Origin of the sequence: Salipiger sp. CCB-MM3, from assembly GCF_001687105.1 — a bacterium.
In the GTDB taxonomy this organism is placed as follows: Bacteria; Pseudomonadota; Alphaproteobacteria; order Rhodobacterales; family Rhodobacteraceae; genus Salipiger.
Window position 1 is genome coordinate 404,689 of record NZ_CP014595.1, and the last position, 23,373, is coordinate 428,061.

22 protein-coding genes are annotated in these 23,373 nt (G+C 66.3%); 8 read left to right on the forward strand and 14 right to left on the reverse strand.

Annotated features, from left to right (window positions below; translation table 11 throughout):
- The first annotated feature begins 1 nt into the window (after position 1).
- Complete coding sequence (gene gluQRS, locus AYJ57_RS01985; protein WP_066100461.1) at positions 2-877, forward strand: tRNA glutamyl-Q(34) synthetase GluQRS; 876 nt, start codon at positions 2-4, stop codon at positions 875-877.
- Between the two features lie 78 nt (positions 878-955).
- Here the strand turns inward: gluQRS and hisI are convergent, their stop codons facing one another.
- Positions 956-1,321 (reverse strand): phosphoribosyl-AMP cyclohydrolase, encoded by a 366-nt coding sequence (hisI, locus tag AYJ57_RS01990; RefSeq protein ID WP_066100464.1) that lies wholly within the window; start codon positions 1,319-1,321, stop codon positions 956-958.
- Positions 1,322-1,390: 69 nt separating this feature from the next.
- Between hisI and AYJ57_RS01995 the strand changes: the two genes are divergently transcribed.
- Positions 1,391-1,855: an iron-sulfur cluster assembly scaffold protein gene (locus AYJ57_RS01995; RefSeq protein WP_066100466.1), complete on the forward strand. Its 465-nt coding sequence runs from the start codon at positions 1,391-1,393 to the stop codon at positions 1,853-1,855.
- Positions 1,856-2,075: 220 nt separating this feature from the next.
- On the opposite strand, the gene AYJ57_RS25800 is transcribed toward AYJ57_RS01995, so the two are convergent.
- From AYJ57_RS25800 to sciP, 5 genes are all read right to left on the reverse strand, one after another.
- A complete protein-coding gene (locus AYJ57_RS25800; protein WP_157373905.1) occupies positions 2,076-2,216 on the reverse strand; it encodes a hypothetical protein in 141 nt (46 codons plus the stop codon).
- Positions 2,217-2,423: 207 nt separating this feature from the next.
- The gene (gene recG / locus AYJ57_RS02000; protein WP_066100469.1) at positions 2,424-4,514 is read right to left on the reverse strand and encodes an ATP-dependent DNA helicase RecG; all 2,091 of its coding nucleotides are present in this window, start codon (positions 4,512-4,514) and stop codon (positions 2,424-2,426) included.
- A gap of 22 nt (positions 4,515-4,536) precedes the next feature.
- Positions 4,537-6,822, reverse strand: a complete 2,286-nt coding sequence (ligA, locus tag AYJ57_RS02005; protein WP_066100472.1) for an NAD-dependent DNA ligase LigA — start codon at positions 6,820-6,822, stop codon at positions 4,537-4,539.
- Between the two features lie 63 nt (positions 6,823-6,885).
- Positions 6,886-7,593, reverse strand: coding sequence for a response regulator transcription factor CtrA (gene ctrA / locus AYJ57_RS02010; protein WP_066100474.1), 708 nt, complete (start codon positions 7,591-7,593; stop codon positions 6,886-6,888).
- Between the two features lie 223 nt (positions 7,594-7,816).
- Positions 7,817-8,092, reverse strand: a complete 276-nt coding sequence (gene sciP / locus AYJ57_RS02015) for a CtrA inhibitor SciP (RefSeq protein WP_066100477.1) — start codon at positions 8,090-8,092, stop codon at positions 7,817-7,819.
- 217 nt (positions 8,093-8,309) lie between these two features.
- Here sciP and mnmA point away from each other — a divergent pair, with 217 nt between their 5' ends.
- Together mnmA and AYJ57_RS02025 are read left to right on the forward strand one after the other, a co-directional pair.
- Positions 8,310-9,452, forward strand: coding sequence for a tRNA 2-thiouridine(34) synthase MnmA (mnmA, locus tag AYJ57_RS02020; protein WP_066100480.1), 1,143 nt, complete (start codon positions 8,310-8,312; stop codon positions 9,450-9,452).
- 72 nt (positions 9,453-9,524) lie between these two features.
- Complete coding sequence (locus AYJ57_RS02025; protein ID WP_066100483.1) at positions 9,525-9,857, forward strand: J-domain-containing protein; 333 nt, start codon at positions 9,525-9,527, stop codon at positions 9,855-9,857.
- Between the two features lie 32 nt (positions 9,858-9,889).
- On the opposite strand, the gene AYJ57_RS02030 is transcribed toward AYJ57_RS02025, so the two are convergent.
- From AYJ57_RS02030 to AYJ57_RS02050, 5 genes are all read right to left on the reverse strand, one after another.
- Complete coding sequence (locus tag AYJ57_RS02030; protein ID WP_066100485.1) at positions 9,890-11,746, reverse strand: putative bifunctional diguanylate cyclase/phosphodiesterase; 1,857 nt, start codon at positions 11,744-11,746, stop codon at positions 9,890-9,892.
- Between the two features lie 225 nt (positions 11,747-11,971).
- Entirely contained in the window at positions 11,972-13,306 is a 1,335-nt protein-coding gene (locus tag AYJ57_RS02035; protein ID WP_066100488.1) for a sigma-54-dependent transcriptional regulator, read from the reverse strand.
- 69 nt (positions 13,307-13,375) lie between these two features.
- A complete protein-coding gene (locus AYJ57_RS02040; RefSeq protein WP_066100490.1) occupies positions 13,376-15,139 on the reverse strand; it encodes a sensor histidine kinase in 1,764 nt (587 codons plus the stop codon).
- Positions 15,140-15,185: 46 nt separating this feature from the next.
- On the reverse strand, positions 15,186-15,854 hold the full coding sequence (gene purQ, locus AYJ57_RS02045; RefSeq protein ID WP_066100492.1) for a phosphoribosylformylglycinamidine synthase subunit PurQ: 669 nt from the start codon (positions 15,852-15,854) through the stop codon (positions 15,186-15,188).
- 49 nt (positions 15,855-15,903) lie between these two features.
- Positions 15,904-16,941 (reverse strand): zinc-binding dehydrogenase, encoded by a 1,038-nt coding sequence (locus tag AYJ57_RS02050; RefSeq protein ID WP_066100494.1) that lies wholly within the window; start codon positions 16,939-16,941, stop codon positions 15,904-15,906.
- A gap of 276 nt (positions 16,942-17,217) precedes the next feature.
- On the opposite strand from AYJ57_RS02050, the gene AYJ57_RS02055 reads away from it, so the two are divergent.
- Genes AYJ57_RS02055 through AYJ57_RS02070 form a run of 4 tightly spaced genes read left to right on the forward strand, consistent with a single transcriptional unit; the run spans position 17,218 to position 20,662 of the window.
- Positions 17,218-18,177 (forward strand): homoserine O-succinyltransferase, encoded by a 960-nt coding sequence (locus AYJ57_RS02055; RefSeq protein ID WP_066100497.1) that lies wholly within the window; start codon positions 17,218-17,220, stop codon positions 18,175-18,177.
- A gap of 3 nt (positions 18,178-18,180) precedes the next feature.
- Positions 18,181-19,125, forward strand: coding sequence for an alpha/beta fold hydrolase (locus AYJ57_RS02060; protein WP_066100500.1), 945 nt, complete (start codon positions 18,181-18,183; stop codon positions 19,123-19,125).
- Between the two features lie 54 nt (positions 19,126-19,179).
- Positions 19,180-20,049: a polyphosphate kinase 2 gene (gene ppk2 / locus AYJ57_RS02065; protein WP_066100503.1), complete on the forward strand. Its 870-nt coding sequence runs from the start codon at positions 19,180-19,182 to the stop codon at positions 20,047-20,049.
- A complete protein-coding gene (locus AYJ57_RS02070; protein WP_066100506.1) occupies positions 20,042-20,662 on the forward strand; it encodes a TetR/AcrR family transcriptional regulator in 621 nt (206 codons plus the stop codon). Before ppk2 ends, AYJ57_RS02070 begins: the two co-directional genes overlap by 8 nt.
- Before the next feature lie 31 nt (positions 20,663-20,693).
- Here AYJ57_RS02070 and AYJ57_RS02075 read toward each other — a convergent pair whose 3' ends face one another.
- From AYJ57_RS02075 to rpsI, 3 genes are all read right to left on the reverse strand, one after another.
- Positions 20,694-21,839 carry a glycosyltransferase gene (locus AYJ57_RS02075; RefSeq protein ID WP_066100510.1) on the reverse strand — a complete coding sequence of 382 codons (1,146 nt, stop codon included), beginning with the start codon at positions 21,837-21,839 and terminating at the stop codon, positions 20,694-20,696.
- Positions 21,840-21,874: 35 nt separating this feature from the next.
- The gene (locus tag AYJ57_RS02080; protein ID WP_066100513.1) at positions 21,875-22,795 is read right to left on the reverse strand and encodes a hypothetical protein; all 921 of its coding nucleotides are present in this window, start codon (positions 22,793-22,795) and stop codon (positions 21,875-21,877) included.
- 87 nt (positions 22,796-22,882) lie between these two features.
- On the reverse strand, positions 22,883-23,371 hold the full coding sequence (gene rpsI / locus AYJ57_RS02085) for a 30S ribosomal protein S9 (protein ID WP_066100516.1): 489 nt from the start codon (positions 23,369-23,371) through the stop codon (positions 22,883-22,885).
- Positions 23,372-23,373: the final 2 nt, after the last annotated feature.

Below are 23,373 nucleotides of genomic sequence, written 5' to 3' on the forward strand. Positions count from 1 at the left end.
TGTGCGCACGCGCTTTGCCCCCTCGCCCACCGGCCCGCTGCATCTCGGCCACGCCTATTCGGCGCTGCTGGCGGCGGGCATGGCGCGGGCGGCGGATGGCGCGTTTCTGTTGCGGATCGAAGACATCGACAGCACCCGTTCGCGCCCCCAATGGGAGGCGCAAATCCTTGAGGACCTGCAGTGGCTCGGCCTCACGTGGGACGCGCCGCCAATGCGCCAGTCGGACCGGCTGCCGGCCTATGAGGCGGCGCTCGACGATCTCTGGGCGCGCGAGCTGATCTACCCCTGCCATTGCAGCCGCCGCGACATTCAGGCCGCCGCCTCGGCGCCGCAGGAGGGCGCAGAGCCTGCCTATGGCCCTGACGGCCTCGTCTATCCCGGCACCTGCCGCGATCTGCTCGCGCCGGGCTATGGCGCCACGCCCCGCCCCCACGGCGAAGCGCTGCGGCTGAACATGCGCAAGGCGCTGGCGCAGATCGACACGCCGCTCGGGTTCGCGGAAACCGGTGCCGGTCCCGCCGGAGAGACCGGCCCTGTCCGCCTTTCGCCCGAGGCGCTGATCCACGGCATCGGCGATGTGGTTCTGTCCCGCCGGGACTTTCCCGGGTCCTACCATCTGTCGGTGGTGCTGGACGACGCGGCGCAGGGTATCACCCATGTCGTGCGCGGGCGCGATCTCTTCGAGGCGACGGCGATCCACGTGGTGCTGCAGCGCCTGCTCGGGCTGGTGACGCCGGTCTATCACCACCACGATTTGATCCGCGACGCGCAGGGCAAACGGCTGGCAAAGCGCGATGACGCGCGGGCCATCGCCACCTACCGCGACAGCGGCGCAACGCCAGAGGACATCATGCGCATGGTGGGGCTGGAGCGCTAAGCGGCTCCGCAGCTGTGGCGTTTGAGGGGCTCCGCAGCTGTGACGTGTCAGGGGCTCCGCCCCTCGGCGCGGCGCGTCTCAGCCTTCGCGCACCGGGGTCATGATCTCCACTTCCTCGCCGCCGCGCAGCGCGGTGTAAAAGCAGCTGCGGCGGTTGGTGTGGCACGCAGGCCCGGTCTGATCGACCACGGCGAGCAGGCAGTCGCGGTCGCAATCCACGCGCAGTTCGACCAGCTTTTGAACGTGGCCCGAGCTTTCGCCCTTCACCCAGAAGCTCTGCCGCGAGCGCGACCAATAGGTGACGCGGCCCGTGGCCAGCGTGCGCGCCACCGCGTCGGCGTTCATCCAGGCCATCATCAGCACCTCGCCGGTGCCCTCCTGCTGTGCGATGCAGGGGATCAGACCGTTTGCGTCATAGACCAAAGTCGCAGGATCGAAGCTCATGGTGAAATTCCTTTTTGCAGCCGCCGGGCGCGCACCCTATCTATGGGGGGCGAGCCGAAAGGGAAACCCATGTCCGCAGACACTTCCGCAGAAACCGACCTGATCAAGCTTTACTCCACGCGCATCCTTGCGCTGGCGGCGGATATCCCGCGGACCGAGCGGCTGTCGCATCCCGACGCCACGGTGAAGAAGCGCTCGCCGCTCTGCGGCTCGACAGTGACGGTGGATCTTTCGCTGCAGGAGGGCAAGGTCAGCGACTACGGGCAGGACGTGAAGGCCTGCGCCTTGGGTCAGGCGGCGGCTTCGGTGGTCGGCGAGGCGATCATCGGCTGCACACCCGCCGAATTGGCCACGGCGCGCGACGCGCTGCGCGCCATGCTCAAGGAAGACGGCCCCACTCCTCCTGCGCCCTTTGATGGGCTGGAGGTGCTGCGCCCGGCCAGCGCCTATAAGAACCGCCATGCCTCGATCATGCTGGCGCTCGACGCCGCGACCGAGGCCGCCAATGAGGTGGCGGCGAAACAGCGCGCGTGATCGCCGCGCGCTGAGACCTTCCCTTTCCCAATCGTGATAAAAAAACCGCCGCTCTCCCTGGGTGGAAGGCGGCGGCAGTGGCGTGTCTTGGTGGATCCGGAACAGACCGTGGCAGCGCGTCCGGGGATCAGGCGACCCGGATGGGGAAACAGGCGCGCGCATCGAGGGACAGGGATGCGCCGGCTGCCGGATACAAGACCGCAGGCAGAAATCTAAAACGTCAGAGCAGCGGCAGATGCAGCGCGCCCACGAGGATGACGACGAGCGACAGCGCGCCGATCATATCCCCCACCAGCGAGGGGCTGGACATCTGGGATTTGAACTGGGCGCGGGTCACTGTGGTGCGGATCATGGCAATCATCTCGGCTCTCCCTGTGAGCGTGTTCTCATCATGTTCTCTGTTGCTCTTTTGTTCTCATAGCGCCTGAGTCGTGTAAAGAACTTTTTGAGAACATTTGCGAACACTGCGGAACGCGAGGCCGGAACAGCGCCGCCGCCCGTGCGTAGATTGCCTACGCACGAGATGAATCCTCATTCAGAAACAGTGATTTAGAAGAGGCCGAAACGCTCAGCCGACCGAAATCAGCCCGATCGCCTCATCCTGCCGCATCAGCCAGAGCAGCAGCCGTGCGGCGCGCCCGCGTTCGGAGGTGAGACCCGGATCCTCGGCCAGCAGCTTGCGCGCGTCGCTCTGCGCCATGGCCATCAGCCCCGACTGCGCCTCGAGGTCGGCGACCTTGAAGCGCGGCAGGCCCGATTGCGCGGTGCCGATGAGATCGCCGGCGCCGCGCATCTGCAGATCGACCTCGGAGATGCGGAAGCCATCCTCGGTCTCGCGCAGCGTGGTGAGCCGTTTCGAGCCGCTCTCGCCCAGCGGCGGCTGGTACATGAGCAGGCAGGTCGAGGCTGCCTCGCCACGCCCGACCCGGCCGCGCAGCTGGTGCAACTGCGCCAGCCCGAAAATCTCGGCGCGTTCGATCACCATGATCGAGGCATTGGGCACGTTCACCCCGACCTCGATCACCGTGGTGGCGACCAGAACCTTGGTCTCCCCGGCGACGAAGCGCGCCATGGCGGCGTCTTTCTCGGCGGGCGGCATCTGGCCGTGCACCAGCCCCACCACACCCTCGCCCAACTGCGCGCGCAGGCGCTTGAAACGCTCTTCGGCGGCGGTGAGATCCGAGACCTCGCTTTCCTCGACCAGCGGGCAGACCCAATAGGCCTGCCGCCCCTCGGAGACCGCCTTGCGCAGATGTTCGACCACCTCGCCGATGCGCTCGGTGGAGACCAGCGCGGTCTGCACTGGTTTGCGCCCCGGCGGTTTCTCGTCGAGCACCGAGACATCCATGTCGCCATATTGCGCCAGCGCGAGGCTGCGCGGGATCGGCGTGGCGGTCATCACCAGCACGTCGGCGCCCTGCCCCTTACGGCCCAGTTCCAGCCGCTGGCGCACGCCGAAGCGGTGTTGCTCGTCGACGATGGCGAGCCGCAGGTCGCGGAACACCACGTCTTCCTGAAACACCGCATGGGTGCCGACGAGGATGTGGATATTGCCCTCGGCCAGCGCGGCGAGCTTGGCCTTGCGCTCGGCGCCCTTGTCGCGGCCGGTGAGGATTTCCACCACCACGCCCGCGCTTTCGGCCAGCGGCTGCAGCCCCTCGAGGTGCTGGCGGGCGAGGATTTCCGTCGGCGCCATCATCACGCCCTGCGCGCTGCTTTCCACCGCGATCAGCAGCGCCATGAAGGCCACCAGCGTTTTGCCCGCGCCCACGTCGCCCTGCAGCAGGCGGTTCATCCGCGTCTCATCGGCCATGTCGGTGGCGATCTCATCCATCGCGCGCAGCTGCGCGCCGGTGGGCCGATAGGGCAGCGCCGCAAGCACGCGGCGGCGCAGATGGCCATCGCCCAGGGTGGGGTGCCCCTTGCCGCGGCGGCGGTTGATCCGCGCCAGCGCCAGCGTCAGCTGATGCGCCAAAAGCTCGTCATAGGCGAGGCGCGCGCGCGCCGGGGCCGAGGGGCTGAGCGCGTCCATTCCGTCGGGCGCATGGGCGGCCTCGAGCGCGTCGTGCCAGTCGGGCCAGCCCTCGCGGTCCTTCAGCGGGCCGTCGATCCATTCGGGCATCTGCGGCGCGCGCGTCATGGCATCGCGGATGGCGCGGGCCATGAGCTTTTGCGTGACGCCAGAGGTGAGCGGGTAGACCGGCTCGAAATCGGGCAGCGTATGCGCCTCGTCGAGCGGCAGGATGTGGTCGGGGTGGACCATCTGCGCCATGCCGTCGAAGAGCTCGACCTTGCCCGAGACCAGTCGCCGCGAGCCTTCGGGCAGCACGCGGGTGAGGTAATCGGCGCGGCCATGGAAGAACACCAGCTGGAACGGCCCCTCGCCATCCTCGACCTGAATGCGGTAGGGGCGCCCCTTCACCGCAGGGGCCATGTGGCGCAGCACCTGCACCTCGACCGTCACCGTGCCGGGCAGCACCGCCTCCTGCACCGAGCCGCGCGGACGCCGGTCGATCACCGCATGCGGCAGCGTCAGCAGCAGGTCGCGCGGGGCGTGCACGTCGAGCCCCTCGAAGGCCTGCGCGGTCTTCGGGCCGACGCCGTCCAGCGTCTTGAGCTCGGCAAACAGCGGCCAGAGCGGTTCCGGGCGCTGGCTCATGCGGCGCTCCTCATGTGCACTCTCACCCCCCTATCAGCGCCAGCCATGCATCCTCATCCATGATCTCGATGCCAAGCTCGCGGGCCTTGGTTTCCTTGCTGCCAGCGCCGGGGCCAGCGACGAGAATGTCGGTCTTTTTCGACACCGAGCCCGAGACCTTGGCCCCAAGCGCCTCGGCGCGGGCCTTGGCCTCGGCGCGGGTCATCTTTTCCAGCGTGCCGGTGAACACCACGGTCTTGCCCGCGACGGGGCTGCCTTCGGTCGCCGGACGCTCGGCGTCCTGAATGTCGAGATGCGCCACCAGCCGGTCGATCGAGGCGCGCTCGGCCTCTTGGTTCATCGACGTCACCAGCGAGACCGCCACCGTGGCGCCGATACCGTCGATACCCACAAGATCGTTCCACGCGGATTTCGCCTCGGCGGGCACCTTCGGCTCTTCGGCCCAGACCGCATCCTGCGTCTCCTTGATCCGCGCGCGGCGGCCCTCGGCGGCGGCGGCCTTGCGCTCGTCTTCCACCGCGGCCTCGGCCTTGCGATAGCGCTCGGCGGCGGGCAGCGCGGCGTCCACCGCCTCGATCATCGCGGACCAGCTGAGGTAGTGCTTGGCCAGATCGCCCGCGACCACCTCGCCCACGTGGCGCATGCCGAGCGCGAAGAGCACGCGCTTCAGCTCAATCTTGCGGCGCTCGTCGATGGCATCGAAGAGGTTGCTGGCGCTCTTGTCGCCCCAGCCCTCGCGGTTCTTCAGCTGCTGCATGCCCGCGCCATAGCGTGCCTTCAGCTCGAAGATATCCGCCGGTTCCTTGACCCAGCCGTCGCGGTAGAACTGCTCGACCTGCTTGGCGCCCAGCCCGTCGATGTCGAAGGCGGCGCGCGAGACGAAATGCTTGAGCTTCTCCACCGCCTGCGCCGGGCAGATCAAACCGCCGGTACAGCGGCGCACGGCGTCACCCTCCTCGCGGATCGCCTCGGAGCCGCATTCGGGGCAGACATGTGGAAACGCGTAGGGCTGCGCATCCTCGGGGCGTTTACTGAGATCGACATCGGCCACCTTGGGGATCACGTCGCCCGCGCGATAAACCTGCACCCAGTCGCCGGTGCGGATGTCCTTGGCGTTGCCCTCGGCGTCGGGGCGGATCACCTCGCCCTTGGCGTCACGCCCGGCGATGTAATCCTCATTGTGCAGCGTCGCGTTGGACACCACGACGCCGCCCACCGTCACCGGCGTCAGCCGCGCGACCGGGCTAAGCGCGCCGGTGCGCCCCACCTGAATGTCGATCCCCTCGAGCCGGGTCCACGCCAGTTCCGCCGGGAATTTATGCGCGATCGCCCAGCGCGGCGTGGTGGACCGGAAACCCAGCCGCCCCTGCAGGGCAAGGTCGTTGACCTTGTAGACCACGCCGTCGATGTCATAGCCGAGCGTGGCGCGCTGTTCCTCGATCTGGCGGTAATGGGCGATCATCTCGTCCGGCCCGTCACACAGCTGTGTCAGCGGGTTGGTCTGAAAGCCCAGCGCCTGCAGACGTTCGATGGCGCCCATCTGCGTCTCGGCCAGCGGCTCCGACAGCTCGCCCCAGGCGTAGGCGAAGAATTTCAGCGGACGCGCGCGGGTGATCTCGGCATCAAGCTGGCGCAGCGAGCCGGCGGCGGCGTTGCGCGGGTTGGCGAAGGATTTGCCGCCGCGCGCCGCTTGCCGCTCGTTGAGGGCGGCGAAATCGGCGTGGCTCATATAAACCTCGCCGCGCACTTCGAGCACCTCGGGCAGATCCCCGGCGGCGCCGTCGAGCTGCTGCGGGATATCGTCAATGGTGCGGGCATTGGCGGTGACATTCTCGCCCTCGGTGCCATCGCCGCGCGTGGCGGCCTGCACCAGAGTGCCGTTCTCGTAGCGCAGCGAGAGCGAGAGCCCGTCGATCTTGGGCTCGGCGGTATAGGTCAGCTCGGCAAATTGCGACATGCCGAGATAGCGCCGGATGCGCCCGTCGAAATCCTTGACCTCTTCCGCCTCGAAGGCATTGCCCAGCGACATCATGCGCACCGCGTGGCGCACCTTAGAGAAGCCTTCGGCCAGCGGCGCGCCGACCTGCTCGGTGGGGCTGTCCTCGCGCTTGAGCGCGGGGAAGCGGTCTTCGATGGCGATGTTGCGCTGTTTCAGCGCGTCATATTCGGCGTCCGAGATCTCGGGCGCGTCCTCGGTGTGATAGGCGACATTCGCCTGCGACAGGCTTTCGGCGAGCCGCGCCAGTTCGTCACGCGCCTCCGCTTCCGTCAGATCGCCAACCGGTTTGTCCGCCACTTTCTGGGCCATTGCCGTATCCCTTGATCACGCCGTTCGAAGGACGTGATAGGGCGCGGGGCGAGGCGCGTCCAGTCAGCCGTTGACCGCCATGGCGCCAAGCGGCGGCTCGGGATCGCGCAGCACGTAGCCCCGGCCCCAGACTGTCTCGATGTAGTTCTCATCCCCCGTCGCTTCGGAGAGTTTCTTGCGCAGCTTGCAGATGAACACATCGATGATCTTGAGCTCGGGTTCGTCCATCCCCCCGTAGAGATGGTTGAGGAACATCTCTTTGGTGAGCGTGGTGCCTTTGCGCAGCGAGAGCAGTTCGAGCATCTGGTATTCCTTGCCGGTCAGATGCACCGGGCGTTCGGCCACGGTCACCGTCTTGGCGTCGAGGTTCACCGACACTTTGCCGGTGCGGATGATCGACTGCGAATGCCCCTTCGAGCGGCGGATGATCGCGTGGATTCGCGCCACCAACTCGTCGCGGTGGAAAGGCTTGGTCAGATAGTCGTCAGCGCCAAAGCCGAAGCCTTTGATCTTGTTCTCGGTGTCATCGGCCCCCGACAGGATCAGGATCGGCGTATTGATCCGCGCAAGGCGCAACTGCCGCAGAACCTCATGCCCGTGAATATCGGGCAAGTTCAGATCGAGCAGGATCAGATCGTAGTCATAGAGCTTTGCCAGATCGATCCCCTCTTCCCCGAGATCGGTGGCATAGACGTTCAGATTGGCATGGTTCAGCATCAGCTCGATGCTTTTCGATGTGGTTGGATCGTCTTCAACCAGAAGGATTCGCATGGCTGTCTCCGCTTCTCTTTTACCCCTGGGACCGAGCCTGTCCCAAATTAGTTAACGGTTCTTTACTGCGACCCCGTGTGTTGGTCCGCAGTCTAGGGAAGCACGGGGTCAATTCAACTTAGGAACGAAACCCAAATGGATAGTTCTCCTAACCGAACGTGCCACTCAGCTTCAAGCTGCGCGGCTCTCCTTCCCCGTGTTCCGTTAAAACGACGCAACGGCACTACTCCCGGAAGCGCTGAATGAGCGTTGCCTTGAGCGCCTCTTCCCCGTGGGAGGACACTGCCCGGAGCCATTCTTCCAGTTCCTCGCTGCTGAGCGCGTAGTACTCCATCGCCTGTGCCTGTGTGAGCAGACCATGACGCACGGCGCGCACCACGGCAGCCTTGCGGGAAGCGACCCAGCGCCGCGTTTCCTGCGGTGGAAGGTCCGCACGGGTCATGATCGAGCCGTCCGGCAAGGTCACCGCGCGGGGGCCGTCGATCTTCTTGAGGTACATCTTCGTCGTCCCTGCTCTTCCAAGTTCCGCCCTCGTGCCTTCCCTGCTTCCCCAGCCTGCTCCCCCCGTCGGCTCTGAGCCTTTGCCGCCGTCAATGCGCCCGCCCGAGCTATGGGGGTGACGCATATTGGGCTTGCGTGATTTAACGCTGTCTAAAACGCGCCCTTGTTAGTATGACGCATTTTCCTATATTCCCCCGGACTCCCGGAGATTGATGATGGCCCTCGATACCCAGACCCTGAACTCGCTTGGATTCGCGAAACCGCCCGCCGAAACGCGGGTGGTCGTTGCCATGTCCGGCGGCGTGGACAGCTCTGTCGTCGCCGCCATGCTGGCCGAAGAAGGCTATGACGTGGTTGGCGTGACGCTGCAGCTTTACGATCACGGCGCGGCGCTGGCCAAGAAGGGCGCCTGCTGCGCTGGCATCGACATCCATGATGCCCGCCGCGTGGCCGAGCAGATGGGCTTCCCGCATTACGTTCTGGACTATGAGAACATCTTCAAGGATGCGGTGATCGACGAGTTCGCCGAGAGCTATCTTGGCGGCGCCACGCCCGTGCCCTGCATCCGCTGCAACGAGCGGGTGAAGTTCAAGGACCTGCTGGAGACCGCGAAAGACCTCGACGCCGATTGCATGGCCACGGGCCACTACATCCAGCGGATGGTCGGCGGCGAAGGGCCGGAACTGCATTCGGCGGCAGATGCCAACCGCGATCAGAGCTACTTCCTCTTCTCCACCACGCCCGAGCAGCTATCGTATCTGCGCTTCCCGCTGGGGCACCTGAAGAGCAAGGCCGAGACCCGCGAGCTGGCGGCCAAATACGGGCTGTCGGTGGCCGACAAGCCCGACAGTCAGGACATCTGCTTTGTGCCCGACGGCAATTATGCCTCGGTGATCGAGAAGCTGCGCCCCGGTGCCGCCGAGCCGGGCGAGATCGTCCATGCGGACGGGCGCAAGCTGGGCACCCACAAGGGGGTGATCCACTACACCATCGGCCAGCGCCGCGGGCTTGGCATCGGTGGGCTGGAAGAGCCGCTCTATGTGGTCAAGCTCGACGTGGACAAACAGCAGGTCATCGTGGGCCCGAAAGAGATGCTGGCGACCCGCAAGGTGCCGGTGCGCGAGATCAACTGGCTTGGCGACGAGCCCTTCACCAGCCGCGACGAGTGGCACCTGAAGGTGAAGGTCCGCTCCACCCGCCCGCCGCGGGATGCGATCATCCGTCCGATCTCGGACACCGAGGCCGAGGTCGAACTGCTGACCCCCGAGGAAGGCGTGAGCCCCGGTCAGGCCTGCGTTTTCTACGCCCCCGAAAGCAGCCGCATCTATGGCGGCGGCTGGATCTGGCGCGGGTACTGATCCCCCACAGCAGCGCGCTTGCACCTTATGCCCTGAAGGCCCATTCTTTCACGCGAAAGGGTGGGCCTTTGCATGTCTTGGCTGAGCCGTCTGACCGAACGCCGGATTCTGAAATCCCTTGCCGAGGGCAAGCTGCAGGGCCTTGAAGGTGAGGGCCGTCCGCTGCCTGACCGCAGCGGCGAGGCGCATCTCGATCCCGGCGAAGCCATGGGATTTCGCATCATGGCCGAGGCCGGTGCGCTGCCCGAGGAGATCACCCTGAAAAAGCAGGTCGCTCTGCAGCGTCAGGCGCTTGCCGCGCTCACCGATCCCGCCGAACGCCGCGCGGCAATGGCGCTTCTGGCAGAGCTCGAGATGAAGCAGGCAATGGCCGAAGAGGCCCGGCGCCGCTTCTTGCGTGACTGACAGGTGTGACAGACTGGCGTCTCTGGCCGAAGCTAGGCTTCGACGCCGCTCAGCGGATAGACCGCCGGTGCAGAGGTGAGCTCCTCTATGCTCAGCGGCGCGGAAATCAGATGACCCTGCCCCGCATCGCAGCCCATGGCGCGCAGGTAGCTGAGCTGTCCCGGCGTCTCGATCCCCTCGGCCACCACGCGAAAGCCAAAGCGGCGCGCCATGCTCAGGATCGCCTCGACCACGGCGCGGTCGCGCGGGCGCGCGCTCAGGCCCTGCACGAACTGGCAGTCGATCTTCAGCATGTCGATCGGCCATGTGCCCAAGTGGCGCAGGCTGCCATAGCCGGTGCCGAAGTCGTCAAGGGCGATCTTGGCTCCACGCGCCCGCAGATCACGGAGCGCCTCGAACACATTGCCGCCGGTCTCGCCCAGCATTACCGTCTCGGGCACCTCGATCACCAGCGCCTCCCAGCTCAGACCGAAATCCGCCAGCAGCCGTGCGAGGTCGTCGGCAAAACTGCGGTTGCACAGATCAAAGCGGGTGACATTGATCCCGATGCGCAGCGGCTGGCCTTCGGCGCGGCAGCGCTGCGGCAGGCGGCTCAGCCATTCGGTGGCCTGCCCGATCATGCTGCGCGTCAACTGCTCGGCCAGCACCGGGCTTTCGAAGATCGGCGAGAAAAGTTCGGGCCCCACCATGTCGCCGCCGGGCGCCTGCCAACGCGCCAGCACCTCGTAGCCGGTGCAGACCCCGGTCGCGAGGTCGACCACAGGGTGAAACACCGGGCGCACCTCGCCAGCGGCCAAAGCACCCGAGAAATTGCGCATCAGTTCGCGCAGGCTGAACCGCAGGTGCCGTCGCGGATCGAACAGCATCTCGGCACCGCGCCCGGCCCGTTTCGCCGCATAGAGCGCCGTATCGGCCAGTTCGAACAGCGTGTCATAGGTTTCCGCCTGCCTTGGAAACAGCGCCGCGCCGATGCTGACGCCGCCGATCTCGGGTTTTCCCAGACTCTCGCCAAGCCCTTGAAGCGCGGCCTGACAGCGGCGCAATGCGCTTGCCAGAGCGGGCTCGGGGTCGCTCGGCAACCGCAGCAGCGCGGCAAACTCATCGCCGCCGATGCGCCCGATCCGCGCGTCTGCAGGCAGGCTGCTGCTCAGCGCGCCGGCGATGGCCCGCAGGTAGATGTCGCCGAACTGGTGGCCGTGCAGATCGTTGATGTCTTTGAAGTGATCCACGTCGAACAGCACCAACGCCTGCGCGCCGCGCCCGGCGCCAAGATCATCACGCACCCCCGCCTCGAAGGAGGTGGCATTCTCCAGCCCGGTCAGTGGGTCCTTGCGCAGACGCCGCTGCAGATGCGCCGCATGACGCCCCAGCGCCGCCATGTCGCGCGCCATGGCCAACTTGCCCCGACGCTCGGCCAGCAGCGACGCCAGCAGCGCGGTGAAATGAAGCGCCGCCTGTTCAGCCTCGTCCGCACCGGTGCGCGCAGCGTCAAAGCCCAGCAGGATGTCCCCCAGCACAAGGCCGCAGGGGCCGGTGAAGCAGCGCTGCACGAAGCGATAGCGGCTCCCCTCGACCTCCTGCAGCGTGGTGTTCGCCGCGTCCCGCGCAGCCCCCAGCGCAGGTGCCGAGCGCGGCAGTGCCGCGGCGCTGCCAAGCGGCTGCACCCGAGCCTGTGCCATCTGCTGCATATGGTCGGCCAATGGCCCGCTCAGCGGCGCGGCCAGACATATGGCGCGCGGGCCGACGATCTCGGCAGGCAGGTCGATACGACAGGCCACCGCCCCGGTCAGCGGCAGTGCCGCCGCGCCAAGACGATCAAGCACCGCGTCCAGTTCCGACGCCGGAAGCCCGGCCTCGGCGCCAAGCGCCATATCCGGCAGAGTGTTCATATCCGCTCCCCTCCTGCTTGTTCAAAACTTGTTAACCAAATGGGATCACACAGGCGGCGCAGACGCCGCTGAATGCAGAAAAACCTCCCGGATGGACCGGGAGGTTTCTTTAGGTTTTAGCGAAAAGCTTAATAAGCCATTAACAGGGGCACCCTATCGAAGCGTCAAGCCGCACACCGAGGGCTGCGGCCTCACCTTGATCAATGCCCTGCTCCGAGGCTCTGCTCAGAGGTAATCCGAGCGTTGCAGGCCGTATTTGGCCATCTTCTCGTTTAGCGTGCGGCGCGGCAGGCACAGCTCGTCCATCACCGAAGAGATCGAGCCCTTGTGGCGGCGCATGGTGTTGTCGATCAGCATGCGCTCGAAGGCTTCGACGTATTCTTTCAACGGCTTGCCCTCGGTGGTCATCACCGGCTGCATGTCCTCGTGATCGTTCATCAGCAACGAGGCGATGGTGCCTGTGCCGCGGCGCGATTGCAGCACCGCGCGCTCTGCGAGGTTGATCAACTGGCGCACGTTGCCCGGCCACGGCGCCTGCAAGAGCTGCGCCGCCTCCTGTGCCGAGACCTGCGGCGCGTCGCAGCCGTATTCATCCGAGAACTGCTCGGAGAAGCGGGTGAACAGCGTCAGGATGTCCTCGCCGCGCTGGCGCAGCGGCGGCACGGTGATCTTCAGCGCCGCAAGGCGGTAGTAGAGATCGGGGCGCAGAGCGGTCTCGCAGGTGCGACCTTCGTCCTGAAGGTTGCAGATGGCGACGATGCGGGTCTCGGGCGGGGTGCCCTGATCGTTGATCACCGACAGCAGGCGGGCCTGCGAGGCGTCCGACAGGCTCTCGATGTCTTCCAGCACCAGCGTGCCGCCGCGCGCCTCCTCGATCGCCGGCAGGCGGGTGTCCTCGGGCTGCATCGGGCCGAAGAGGCGGCGCATCAGCGCATCCTCATCCATCGCCGCGCAAGAGATCAGCACGAATTTCTTGCCCGCGCGCGACCCCACCGCGTGCAGCGCGTGGGCGATCAGCGTCTTGCCGGTGCCGGTTTCGCCGTCGATCAGCACATGGCCATCGGCCTGCCCCAGATCGAGCACGTCCTCGCGCAGCCGCTCCATGGCGGGGCTCTGGCCGATGAGCTTGCTCATCAGCTGGCCGCCGTCCGACAGCTCGCGCCGCAGCACCCGGTTGTCGAGCGTCAGGCGACGGGCGTTGGTGGCCTTCTTCGCCAGTTCCGACATGCGATCGGGGTTGAAGGGCTTTTCGAGGAAGTCATAGGCCCCGATGCGCATCGCCTCGACCGCCATCGGCACATCGCCGTGGCCGGTGATCATGATGACGGGCAGCGCGCTGTCATTGCCCATGAGCTTGCGCAGCAGCTGGATGCCATCCATGCCCGGCATGCGAATGTCAGAGATCACGATCCCCGGATAATCGGCACCGACCGCGCCGAGCGCCTCTTCGGCGCTGGAATAGGTCTCGGTGTCATAGCCCGACAGGGCCAGCCATTGGCTGATCGACTGGCGCATGTCCTTTTCATCGTCGACGATGGCGATCTTCATGGCTTTGGTCATTCGGTCTGGTCGCCTTTTGTTGTGGTCTTCTTACGCGTTACGCGGTGTCATACTCGTCATGGCGCCCGCTCACTCGGCCGCCGCGTGGCTTTGGTTCAAGATAGGCAATTGCATCTCGAAAACAGCCCCACCCTCGGTTCCGTTCCGAGCGGTGAGACGGCCGCCCAGATCGGCGACGATCCCCGAAGAGATCGCAAGGCCGAGGCCGGTGCCGTCGCCGGGCTGTTTGGTGGTGTAGAAAGGCTCGAACAGCGCATCGAGATCCTCGATGCCATGGCCGTTGTCGCGCACGCTCAGCGTCGCGGTCTCGCCGCTGGCGAGGATGATCTCGATCTCGGGGTTGACCACGGATTTGGTCGCGTCGATGGCGTTGCGCAGCAGGTTCACCAGAACCTGCTCGATCCGCATCCGGTCGCCCATCACCCGCACCGGCACATCGGGCAGAATTTTCGAGATCCGCACCCGCCGCGCCTTGAGTTGCGGCTCCATCATCGACAGCGACGAGGCAAGCGCCTCGCCCATGTCGACGGGCACGAAATTGGCCTGCCCCTTGCGGGCATAGCTTTTGAGCTGGCGGGTGATCGCGCCCATGCGCTCAATGAGATCGTCGATGCGCGAGAAGGCGGTCAGCGCCTCCTCGGGGCGGTTGCGGTTGAGCAGCAGCCGCGCCCCGGCAAGATAGGTCTTCATCGCCGCCAGCGGCTGGTTCAACTCGTGGCTCACCGCGGCGGACATCTCGCCAAGCGCGGCGAGTTTCGAGCTTTGCTCCAGCGTCTGCTCGGCGCTGGCGAGATCCTTCTGCACCTTCTCGCGCTCGGCGATCTCGCGCTGCAGCCGGGCGTTGAGCGCGCGCAACTCGACGCTTTCGCGCTGGAACAGGGCCATGCGCAGCGCGGTCTTGCGAGACAGCGCGTAAAAGGCCAGCGCCGCCAGCAGCGCAAAGGCCATGATCTCCAGCGCCAGCACGGCGTTCACCTTCTCGCGCACCGAGGCGTAGGTGGTGAAGGTCGCCATGGTCCAGCCGCGGAACGGGATACGCCCGTCGATCCGCATCACCGCCTCGCCGCGCAGATAGGCGTCGGCGGGCAGCGCGGTCCAATCGGCGGTGGCCTTGATGGCACGCTCTATGGCGTTCTCGGCGGGCTGGCGGGCCAGCGCCTCATCCATGGTGAGCCCGCGCCAGCGCGGCTCGGTCGCCAGAATGATATGGCCTTCGGAATCGAGCACGGCGACAGCATCGGTGATCCCGGCCCAGGCGCGTTCGAACTTGGCCAGATCAACCTCGACCACGATGACCCCGATGGCGGAATTCTGGCTTTCGACCCGGCGCGAATAGGTGAAGGCATAGCCGCCCGCCTCGCGCTCCTGCACGGTAAAGACGGTGGTGTTGGCGCGCAGCGCGTCGACGTAATAGGCCTCGCCGCGGTGGTTTTGCCCTAGCCGGTTGCGGTCCGTCGCCGCCACGGTGCGCCCGTCGCGATCCAGCAGCATCAACGAGGCGGCACCGATCTCATCCACGTAAGAGATCAGGCGCTGAGTCGACTGGCTGAAATCATTGGAATTGAGCGCGCCGATCAACGCCGGGTCGCGCGCCAGAAGCTGCGGCACGATGGCGTTGCGGCGCAGTTCGGAAAGGATGTTGCCGGAGTAGAGCGCCAGCCGCAGCTCGGCGCGGTTGCGCGTCGAGGCGGTGGAGCGGTCGGTCAGCAGGACGTTGGTGATCCACACCGTGCTGACCGCCAGAACCAGCAGCACAATCAAGGCAGCCCGCACCCGCCAGCTAAGCGGGCCCGAGCGCCTGCGGTCTTTTTGATCGTTGGCGGGCTCCGACATGGCGCCCAATTTACGCGCCGCGTGCCGCCTTCTCAAGCGTTGCCGGTCAAGCCTCGGCCAGCGCGGCGGTCAAATGGGCGAAAAGACGCGCACCGTCCTCATTGCCTTGCGACGGATCGCAGGCCCGCTCGGGGTGCGGCATCATCCCGAGAACACGGCGGTTTTCCGAAAGAATACCCGCAATATCCCGGTCCGAGCCATTGGGGTTGTCGGTGTAGCGGAAGGCCACGCGGCCTTCGCCTTCGAGCCTATCCAGCGTCGCCGCATCGGCGGTGTAATTGCCGTCGTGGTGCGCGATCGGGATGCCGATGCGCTCGCCCGCCTCATAGCCGCGGGTAAAGATCGACTGGCTTTCAGCCACCTCGAGGCCGATGGTGCGGCAGATGTACTTGAGGTTTGCGTTGCGCAGCAGCGCGCCCGGCAGCAGCCCGGTCTCGGTGAGGATCTGAAAGCCGTTGCAGACGCCGAAGACGTAGCCGCCGCGCTCGGCATGGGCCTTCACATCGCGGCAGATCGGCGAGTTGGCGGCAATGGCGCCGCAGCGCAGGTAATCGCCGTAGGAAAAGCCGCCCGGCAGGCCGACAATGTCGACGCCCTCGGGCAGCGCGGTGTCCTTGTGCCAGACCATCTCGACCTGCAGCCCGGCCTGTTCGAAGGCCATCTTGAGATCACGATCGCAGTTCGATCCGGGGAAGACGATGACGGCGGCTTTCATGGGCACTCTCCTGAACGGCCTTGCGACGCGCTGCGGCGCCGCCCCCGCGTCAGCGGGTGAAATCGGTGATCACGGCCACACCCGGAGGCGTCGGCCCGTTGAACGCCGCCAGTTCCGCCCCGGCCTGGCTGAGGGGAATCTCGCGCGCGATAAGCGGGCTCATATCCACCTTTCCGCGCGTAATCAATCCAAGCAGCGACGGATAGCGATGCGAGGGCATGCCGCGGGTGCCGTAAAGCGCCAGATTGGCCATATAGACGGCGTTCATGTCCACCTCCTGCACAGCGTGATGACCCACAGGCATGCCCACCTGCACGTGCCGACCGAGGGGCCGCAGGCAGCGGATCGAGGCGTTGACGGTCTGCGGGATGCCCAGTGCCTCGACGCTCACATGCGCGCCGCCGCTGGTGATCTCCTTGATCTTCGCCGCAGCGTCCTCCTCGGCGGCGTTCACCGCCGCATCCATGCCCAGCGACAGCGCGTGATCCAGCTTTTCCTGCACCACGTCCACGACCACCACATGCGCCCCTAGCGCGCGGCCGAGGATGGCCGCCGAAAGCCCGATGCCGCCGGTGCCATGCACCGCCAGCCACTCGCCGCCCTGCAGCGCCGCGCGCCCGGTGAGCGCGTGCCACGCCGTGGTCACCCGGCAGCCAAGCCCTGCGGCCAATGTCGGCGACATGCCCTCGGGCAGTCGCGCGAGATTGAAGTCGCGCGGCACGGCGACATATTCGGCAAAAGCGCCGGGCTCGATGAACCCCGGCAGGCGCTGGTCGAAGCAGGTGTGCTGCTGCCCCTCGCGGCACTGCGGACAGGTGCCGCAGGCAAGGATGAAGGGAGCCACCAGCTTGTCGCCGACCTGCCATTGCGAGGCGGGTCCTGCCTCGACCACCTCGCCGCAATATTCATGCCCCTGGATCTGCCCCGGCTTCACCCGCGGATGCTCGCCCGACCAGCCGTGCCAGTCCGAGCGGCAGACCCCGCAGGCCAGCACCTTCAGCACTACGCCATCTTCGGGACAGGCCGGCACCGGCACCTCCTCGATCGACAGGTCGGCGTTGTATTCTCTCAGGACAGCGGCGCGCATGAATGATCTCCTCCCAAAACTGCGATCACAGAACGACAGGCCGCGCGAAAACACAAGCCCCTCGAAGGCGGTACCGGTCGGCCTGCCTCCGGCGGGGATATTTTTGCCAAGAGGAAGCCCGCCCCTTCCTCTTGGCAAAAATATCCCGGGGGAGCCCGCGCAGCGGGCGGGGGCAGCGCCCCCTCTTTTGCCGCGCCGCAAGCCCATCCCCGCGCCCCTCTTGAGCAAATGCCCCTGCGGCGATACATCTGCGCATCTGACCAAAGGATAAACTCCATGCCGATCAAGCTGCCCGAAGACCTTCCCGCCTATAACGTGCTCTCGCGCGAGGGCGTGATGGTCATGTCCGAGGACAGCGCCTCGCGGCAGGACATAAGGCCGCTGCGCATCGCGCTGCTCAACCTCATGCCCAAGAAGATCCAGACCGAGAACCAGTTCGCGCGCCTCATCGGGGCGACGCCGCTGCAGATCGAGTTTTCGCTGATCCGCATGAGCGAGCATCAGACCAAGAACACCGCCGCCGAACATATGGAAGCCTTCTACCGGCCCTTCTCGGAGGTCGAGGCCTCGGGCGAGAAGTTCGACGGGCTAATCATCACCGGCGCGCCGATCGAACATCTCGAGTTCACCGATGTCACCTATTGGGACGAGCTCAAGCGCGTCTTCGAGTGGAGCCAGACCCATGTGCACGCCACCTTCGGCGTCTGCTGGGGCGGCATGGCGATGATCAACTATTTCCACGGCATCAAGAAGCACATCCTCGATCACAAGGCCTTCGGCTGCGTGCGCCATCAGAACCTCGCCCCCGCCTCGCCCTTCCTGCGCGGCTTTTCGGACGATATGGTGATGCCGGTCTCGCGCTGGACGGAGATGCGCCGCGACGAGATCGAGGCGGCGGGCCTGCCGGTGCTGATCCACTCGCCGGAAACCGGCCCGGCGCTGGTCGAAGACAAGGCGCATCGCGCGCTCTATATCTTCAACCACCTCGAGTATGACAGCACCACGCTGAAGGACGAGTATGACCGCGACGTCGAGGCGGGCAAGCCGATCAACGTGCCAGCGAATTACTACCCCAGCGACGATCCGAGCCAGAAGCCGCTGAACCGCTGGCGCAGCCACGCGCATCTGCTGTTCACCAATTGGATCTCCGAGATCTACATGACCACGCCGTTCGACGTGGCGCGGATCGGCAGCGAGTCCACCGACTGGCGCGCCGCCGCCAAGGTCGGGGCCTGAGCCATGTGGCAGATGCTGCTGCCCGCCCTGCTGCTGACACTGGCCGGCTGCGGGCTGACCAGCAGCAAGGCGGGCCGCGAGGCCAGCGGCGCCGAAGCGGCCTTCCCCCCCGAGGGGCAGTTCCTGCAGGTCGGCGACCGCCGGGTGCATTACGTGGAAAAGGGCAGCGGCCCGCCGCTGGTTCTGATCCATGGTGCCAGCGGCAATCTGCGCGACTGGACCTTTGACGCGGTCGCGCGGCTGAGCCCGCGCTATCGCGTCATCGCCTTCGACCGCCCGGGCCTTGGCTACACAGAGGCCGAGGCGGATGGCGACAGCATCTTCGAGCAGGCGGCGCTGCTGTCGTCCGCCGCCGGGCAACTGGGCGCGGCGCGGCCCATCGTGCTTGGCCAGTCCTATGGCGGCGCCGTGGCGCTGGCCTGGGCGGCGAACCATCCCGAGAGCGTGTCCGCGCTGGTGCTGCTGGGCGCCGCCTCGCAGCCTTGGGAGGGCGGGCTGCCGCTCTTTTATCAGATCACCGCCGGGCCGCTCGCGCCGCTCGCCAATCCCGCCATTGCCGCTTTCGCGCCCGACAGCGCCGTGCAGGATGCCATCGAGGATGTGTTCCTGCCCAACCCGGTGCCCGCGGGCTATGCCGCGCATATCGGCGCGCCGCTGACCCTGCGCCGCGAGAGCCTTGCGGCCAACGCCCGCCAGCGCGCCAGCCTCAAGGCCGAGATCCGCACCCTCGCGCCGCGCTACCCGGCGCTCGATCTGCCGGTGGAACTGGTCCACGGCGAGGCCGACACCACGGTGGGCCTGCAGATCCACTCGGTGCCGACGGCGGCGCAGATCCCGCGCGCCAATCTCGTCACCCTGCCCGGCGTCGGCCATATGCCCCAGCATGTCAGCCCCGCGCAGATGGACGCCGCCATCGCCCGCGCCGCCGCGCGCGCGGGTTTGCGCTGACCGGCGCTTGGCCCCATATTGATGAAGACGACGCAATCAGAAGGACCTAGCCCCGTGTCCCTGCCCTTCGACGGCGCGATCAGCGCGTTCTTCGAGAAGAAGGCTCCCAAGGAGGTGCGACAGGCCATCCGCCGCGCCGACAAGGATGACATCCTCTCGCACAGCTATCCCTATTCCGAAGAGATGAAGGGCAAGAGCTACGACAAGCAGATGAAAGCGCTGCAGGTCGAGCTGATGAAGCTGCAGCGCCATGTGAAGGCCAGCGGCGATCGCATCGCCATTCTGTTCGAGGGCCGCGACGCCGCCGGCAAGGGCGGCACGATCAAACGCTTCCGCGAGAACCTCAATCCGCGCGGTGCGCGCGTGGTGGCGCTTTCGAAACCCTCAGACACCGAGGCGACGCAATGGTATCTGCAGCGCTACATCGACCATCTGCCCGCGGGCGGCGAGATCGTCTTCTTCGACCGCAGCTGGTACAACCGCGGCGTGGTCGAGCATGTCTTCGGCTTCTGCACCGAGGCGCAGCGCGAGCATTTCTTTGCGCAGGTGCCCGACTTCGAGAAGATGCTGGTCGAGGAAGGCATCAAGCTGTTCAAGTTCTGGCTCAACGTCGGACAGGCCGAGCAGCTGCGCCGCTTCCTTGCGCGTGAGCAGGACCCGCTGAAACAGTGGAAACTGTCGTCGATCGACGTCGAGGGGCTGAAGCTCTGGGACGAATATGGCGCCGCGATCCGCGAGACGCTCTCGCGCAGCCATACCTCCGCCGCGCCCTGGACGGTGATCCGCTCGGACGACAAGAAGCGCGCCCGCATCGCCGCCATCCGCCACGTGCTGAGCCATCTGGACTATGACAACAAGGATGAGGCCGCCGTTGGCGTGCCCGACGCGAAGATCGCCGGGGGTCCCGAAGTCTGGGATGGGTAAACGCGGCTATCACCATGGCAACCTGCGGCAGGCGCTGGTCGAGGCCGCGCTGGAGCTGATCGAGGAAAAGGGCCCCACCGGCTTCACCCTGTCGGAGGCGGCAAAGCGCGCCGGGGTCACGCCTGCCGCGGTCTACCGGCATTTCTCGGGCCGTGAGGATCTGATCGCCGAGGCGGCGCGGCAGGGCTATGAGATCTTCGGCGATCTCATGCAATACGCCTATGACAGCGGCCAGCCCTCGGCGCTGGCGGCCTTCGAGGCCACGGGCCGCGCCTATCTCGCCTTCGCCCGCCGCCATCCCGGCCATTACATCTCGATGTTCGAAAGCGGTATCTCGGTGAACCATTCGCCCGAGTTGGCCGCCGCCTCGCGCCACGCCCGCGGCGTGCTGGAGAAGGCCGCGAGCGATCTGTCGCAGCACATCCCCCCGGAGAAGCGCCCGCCCGCGGCGATGTTCTCGGCGCATGTCTGGGCGCTGAGCCACGGCGTCGTCGAGCTGTTCGCGCGCAACTCGCCGGGCACCCAGTCGCCCTTCCCCGCGGACGAGCTGCTGGAGACCGGCATCGGCATCTACCTGCGCGGCCTCGGCCTCATCCCACCCGACAACAGTTAAGGCGCGCTCAGCGCGCCCTCTGCGGCGCTGTTCAACGCCCCAGCGTGCGGCGAATCTCGGCTTCCAGCTTTTTCAGCAGCTCGGCGTTGTCGTAATCGGCGATGGCGATGCGCCGCGCCTCTTCGCCCATCTGGCGCTTTTGTTCGGGCGGCAGCGCAACCGCGCGGGCCACGGCCTCGGTATAGCCCGCCTCATCGTGCTCTTCGACGAGATAGCCGGTCTGCCCCTCGCGCACCGCCTCTGGGATGCCGGCATGGCGGGTCGAGACCACCACGCAGCCCGCCGCCATCGCCTCTTGGATCGAGGTCGGCAGCCCTTCGGTATTGCCGTTCCGCGCGGTGACCGAATGCTGAACAAAGACCTCGGTGCGTTCGAGATGCGCGCGCACCTCTTCGTGCGGCAACGCGCCGGGCAGCAACACCCGATCCTGCAGCCCCAACTCGGACACCAGCGCCTTGGCGGGCTCATAAAGCTCACCGTCGCCGATCATCGTCAGCTGCGCCTGCGGGTTGCGTTGGGCGGCCTCGGCAAAGGCGCGGATGGTCATCAGCGGCGTCTTCTTTTCGACGAAACGCCCCACCGCAAGGCAGGATCCCGGCAGCTTCTCGCCCGGCACGAAGCGCCGCACGTCCACGCCCGAGGGAATGACCACCGAATTGGGATGGCTGACACCGACCGAGGCGAGATTGTCGAGCAGGAACTGCGAGACCGAGAACACCCCGGCCAGCCGTGGCATCATCTTCTTGTAGGCGCGCTGCACATGCGGATGGCGAATGCGCGACGAGGCATCCGAGCCGCGGAAATAGCAGAACACCGGAATACCGGCCGCGTTGGCGATGGGCGCGATGGCCACGCCCTGCGGGCCGAATTCAGACAGGATCATGTCCGGCTTGTGCTGCGCCAGAAAGCGCAAAGCACCGCGGCGCGCCGAGCCATAGGGCATGCGGCTGGAGCCGTGGCGCAGGTGGTTGAGGCCACGCGCAAAGGGACGGATGAGCTTGTCAGTGGCGGGACGGTCTTCGGGCGACATCTCGAAAAAGCGCCCATCTTCAGGGGTTTCCTCGGTCAGCCGGTCAGCGATCACGCAGGCCGCGCCGCCGAACAGGTGCTGGATGTGGCGGTTGACGAAGGTCTGCCCCGGAGACAGGTAGGTTCCGACGACGATGCAGGATTTCATGCCAGGGCGCTCCTTGGTTCATGGCGCGTCCGCGCTCAGTAAAATTCTTCCACGACGTTGGCCAGCTGATTTGCAATCGCCTCGGGCCGCACCATTTCGGCCATCGCGGCCATACGCGCACGCGCCTCTGTCCAGACCGGACCGCCAAACGCATCGCGCGCCCGTTCCAGCACCGCCGGAGCCTCGCCGCAATCGAAAAAGAACGGATAATCCGCGCCAAGAAACCGCTCGGCGTCCTCGGTGTCGCGGCTGGCCAGCACTGCGGCTCCCAGCGCCGCGGCGGTAAAGCCCTTAAGGAAGGGCTTGAAGGCGCCCTCCTGTCCGGCCCGAAAGCGGCGCGCACAGAAATGCAGGTTGTACTCCGGCAGGCGCGGCAGCGCCGCTTCGAACTCGGCCCGCGTGCTGGCGGGCAATTGCGTGACCTCCGCCGCGATTTCCGGCGGCACTTCGGTGTTCAGCGGATCGCCCAGATAGAGCGCCGCGAACTGCGCCTGCTGCGCCTGCGGCAAGCGATAAATCTCGGGATCCACATGGTGATGCACCAGCCGCACGCGTCCGGCCAGCTCGGGCCGGGCCGAGATTGCATCTTGCTGGGTGAAGGAACAGCTCAGGTGCAGGTCGGCACCGGCAAAGCGCATCCGGTCCTGCGGCTCGTCGACATGGTCGAAACACAGACCCCGTCCCCACCAGCGCAGCAGATGCGCCGCGCGGGACGACAGTTTGCGCACCGCGGTCTTCGAGATCACATAGACCGCATCGCGCGGCAGCGACAGCACCCAGCGTTCCTGTGCGGCAAAGCCGTCGGCACGTTCGGGCATCTCGATCAGCCCCGCCTCGATGCGCGCAGAGGCATGCTGCGCAAGCATTTCACGCAGTTGGAAGGCGCGCATCACCGTGCTGCCGGTGTCACGCTTGCGGCGCGTATAGACAAAGTAGACGCGATATGGACGTGCCATGGCTCCTCCTCCGCAAACATGCCCGCAGAAACAAGAAATCGCGCCGACACAAGGCCGGCGCGATCCAAATCGTCCGAAGGCTGAAAATCAGCGCTTCGAGAACTGGAAGCTACGGCGTGCCTTGCGGCGGCCGAACTTCTTACGCTCGACGACGCGGCTGTCGCGGGTCAGGAAGCCTGCGGCTTTCAGAGCGCCACGCAGCGACGGATCGTAAAGCTGCAGTGCTTTCGAGATGCCGTGCTTGACCGCACCGGCCTGACCCGAAAGACCGCCACCTTTCACGGTCGCGTAAACGTCGAACTGGTCTTCCACACCGGCAACGGTGAAGGGCTGACGCAGGATCATCTGCAGCACGGGACGTGCGAAGTATTTCGCCTGTTCCTTGCCGTTCACCACGACCTTGCCCGAGCCCGGCTTGATCCAGACGCGTGCAACAGCGTCCTTCCGCTTGCCGGTGGCATAGGAGCGGCCCAGCTCGTCACGAACGGGCTCACGCGGGGCTTCGACGGTTTCGGGCGCAGCTTCGATGCCTGCAGCGGTGCCCAGCTCTTCCAGAGAGTTGATCTGTTCGGCCATGA

Coding starts and splice junctions, on each gene's coding strand:
- rpsI (WP_066100516.1), bottom strand. CDS start 23,371: ATGGCCGAACAGATCAACTCTCTGGAAGAGCTGGGCACCGCTGCAGGC.
- purQ (WP_066100492.1), bottom strand. CDS start 15,854: ATGAAAGCCGCCGTCATCGTCTTCCCCGGATCGAACTGCGATCGTGAT.
- ctrA (WP_066100474.1), bottom strand. CDS start 7,593: ATGCGAATCCTTCTGGTTGAAGACGATCCAACCACATCGAAAAGCATC.
- AYJ57_RS02040 (WP_066100490.1), bottom strand. CDS start 15,139: ATGTCGGAGCCCGCCAACGATCAAAAAGACCGCAGGCGCTCGGGCCCG.
- AYJ57_RS02030 (WP_066100485.1), bottom strand. CDS start 11,746: ATGAACACTCTGCCGGATATGGCGCTTGGCGCCGAGGCCGGGCTTCCG.
- AYJ57_RS02055 (WP_066100497.1), top strand. CDS start 17,218: ATGCCGATCAAGCTGCCCGAAGACCTTCCCGCCTATAACGTGCTCTCG.
- hisI (WP_066100464.1), bottom strand. CDS start 1,321: ATGAGCTTCGATCCTGCGACTTTGGTCTATGACGCAAACGGTCTGATC.
- mnmA (WP_066100480.1), top strand. CDS start 8,310: ATGGCCCTCGATACCCAGACCCTGAACTCGCTTGGATTCGCGAAACCG.
- AYJ57_RS02080 (WP_066100513.1), bottom strand. CDS start 22,795: ATGGCACGTCCATATCGCGTCTACTTTGTCTATACGCGCCGCAAGCGT.
- AYJ57_RS25800 (WP_157373905.1), bottom strand. CDS start 2,216: ATGATTGCCATGATCCGCACCACAGTGACCCGCGCCCAGTTCAAATCC.
- ligA (WP_066100472.1), bottom strand. CDS start 6,822: ATGGCCCAGAAAGTGGCGGACAAACCGGTTGGCGATCTGACGGAAGCG.
- AYJ57_RS02075 (WP_066100510.1), bottom strand. CDS start 21,839: ATGAAATCCTGCATCGTCGTCGGAACCTACCTGTCTCCGGGGCAGACC.
- AYJ57_RS02050 (WP_066100494.1), bottom strand. CDS start 16,941: ATGCGCGCCGCTGTCCTGAGAGAATACAACGCCGACCTGTCGATCGAG.
- AYJ57_RS01995 (WP_066100466.1), top strand. CDS start 1,391: ATGTCCGCAGACACTTCCGCAGAAACCGACCTGATCAAGCTTTACTCC.
- recG (WP_066100469.1), bottom strand. CDS start 4,514: ATGAGCCAGCGCCCGGAACCGCTCTGGCCGCTGTTTGCCGAGCTCAAG.
- sciP (WP_066100477.1), bottom strand. CDS start 8,092: ATGTACCTCAAGAAGATCGACGGCCCCCGCGCGGTGACCTTGCCGGAC.
- AYJ57_RS02070 (WP_066100506.1), top strand. CDS start 20,042: ATGGGTAAACGCGGCTATCACCATGGCAACCTGCGGCAGGCGCTGGTC.
- AYJ57_RS02060 (WP_066100500.1), top strand. CDS start 18,181: ATGTGGCAGATGCTGCTGCCCGCCCTGCTGCTGACACTGGCCGGCTGC.
- AYJ57_RS02025 (WP_066100483.1), top strand. CDS start 9,525: ATGTCTTGGCTGAGCCGTCTGACCGAACGCCGGATTCTGAAATCCCTT.
- AYJ57_RS02035 (WP_066100488.1), bottom strand. CDS start 13,306: ATGACCAAAGCCATGAAGATCGCCATCGTCGACGATGAAAAGGACATG.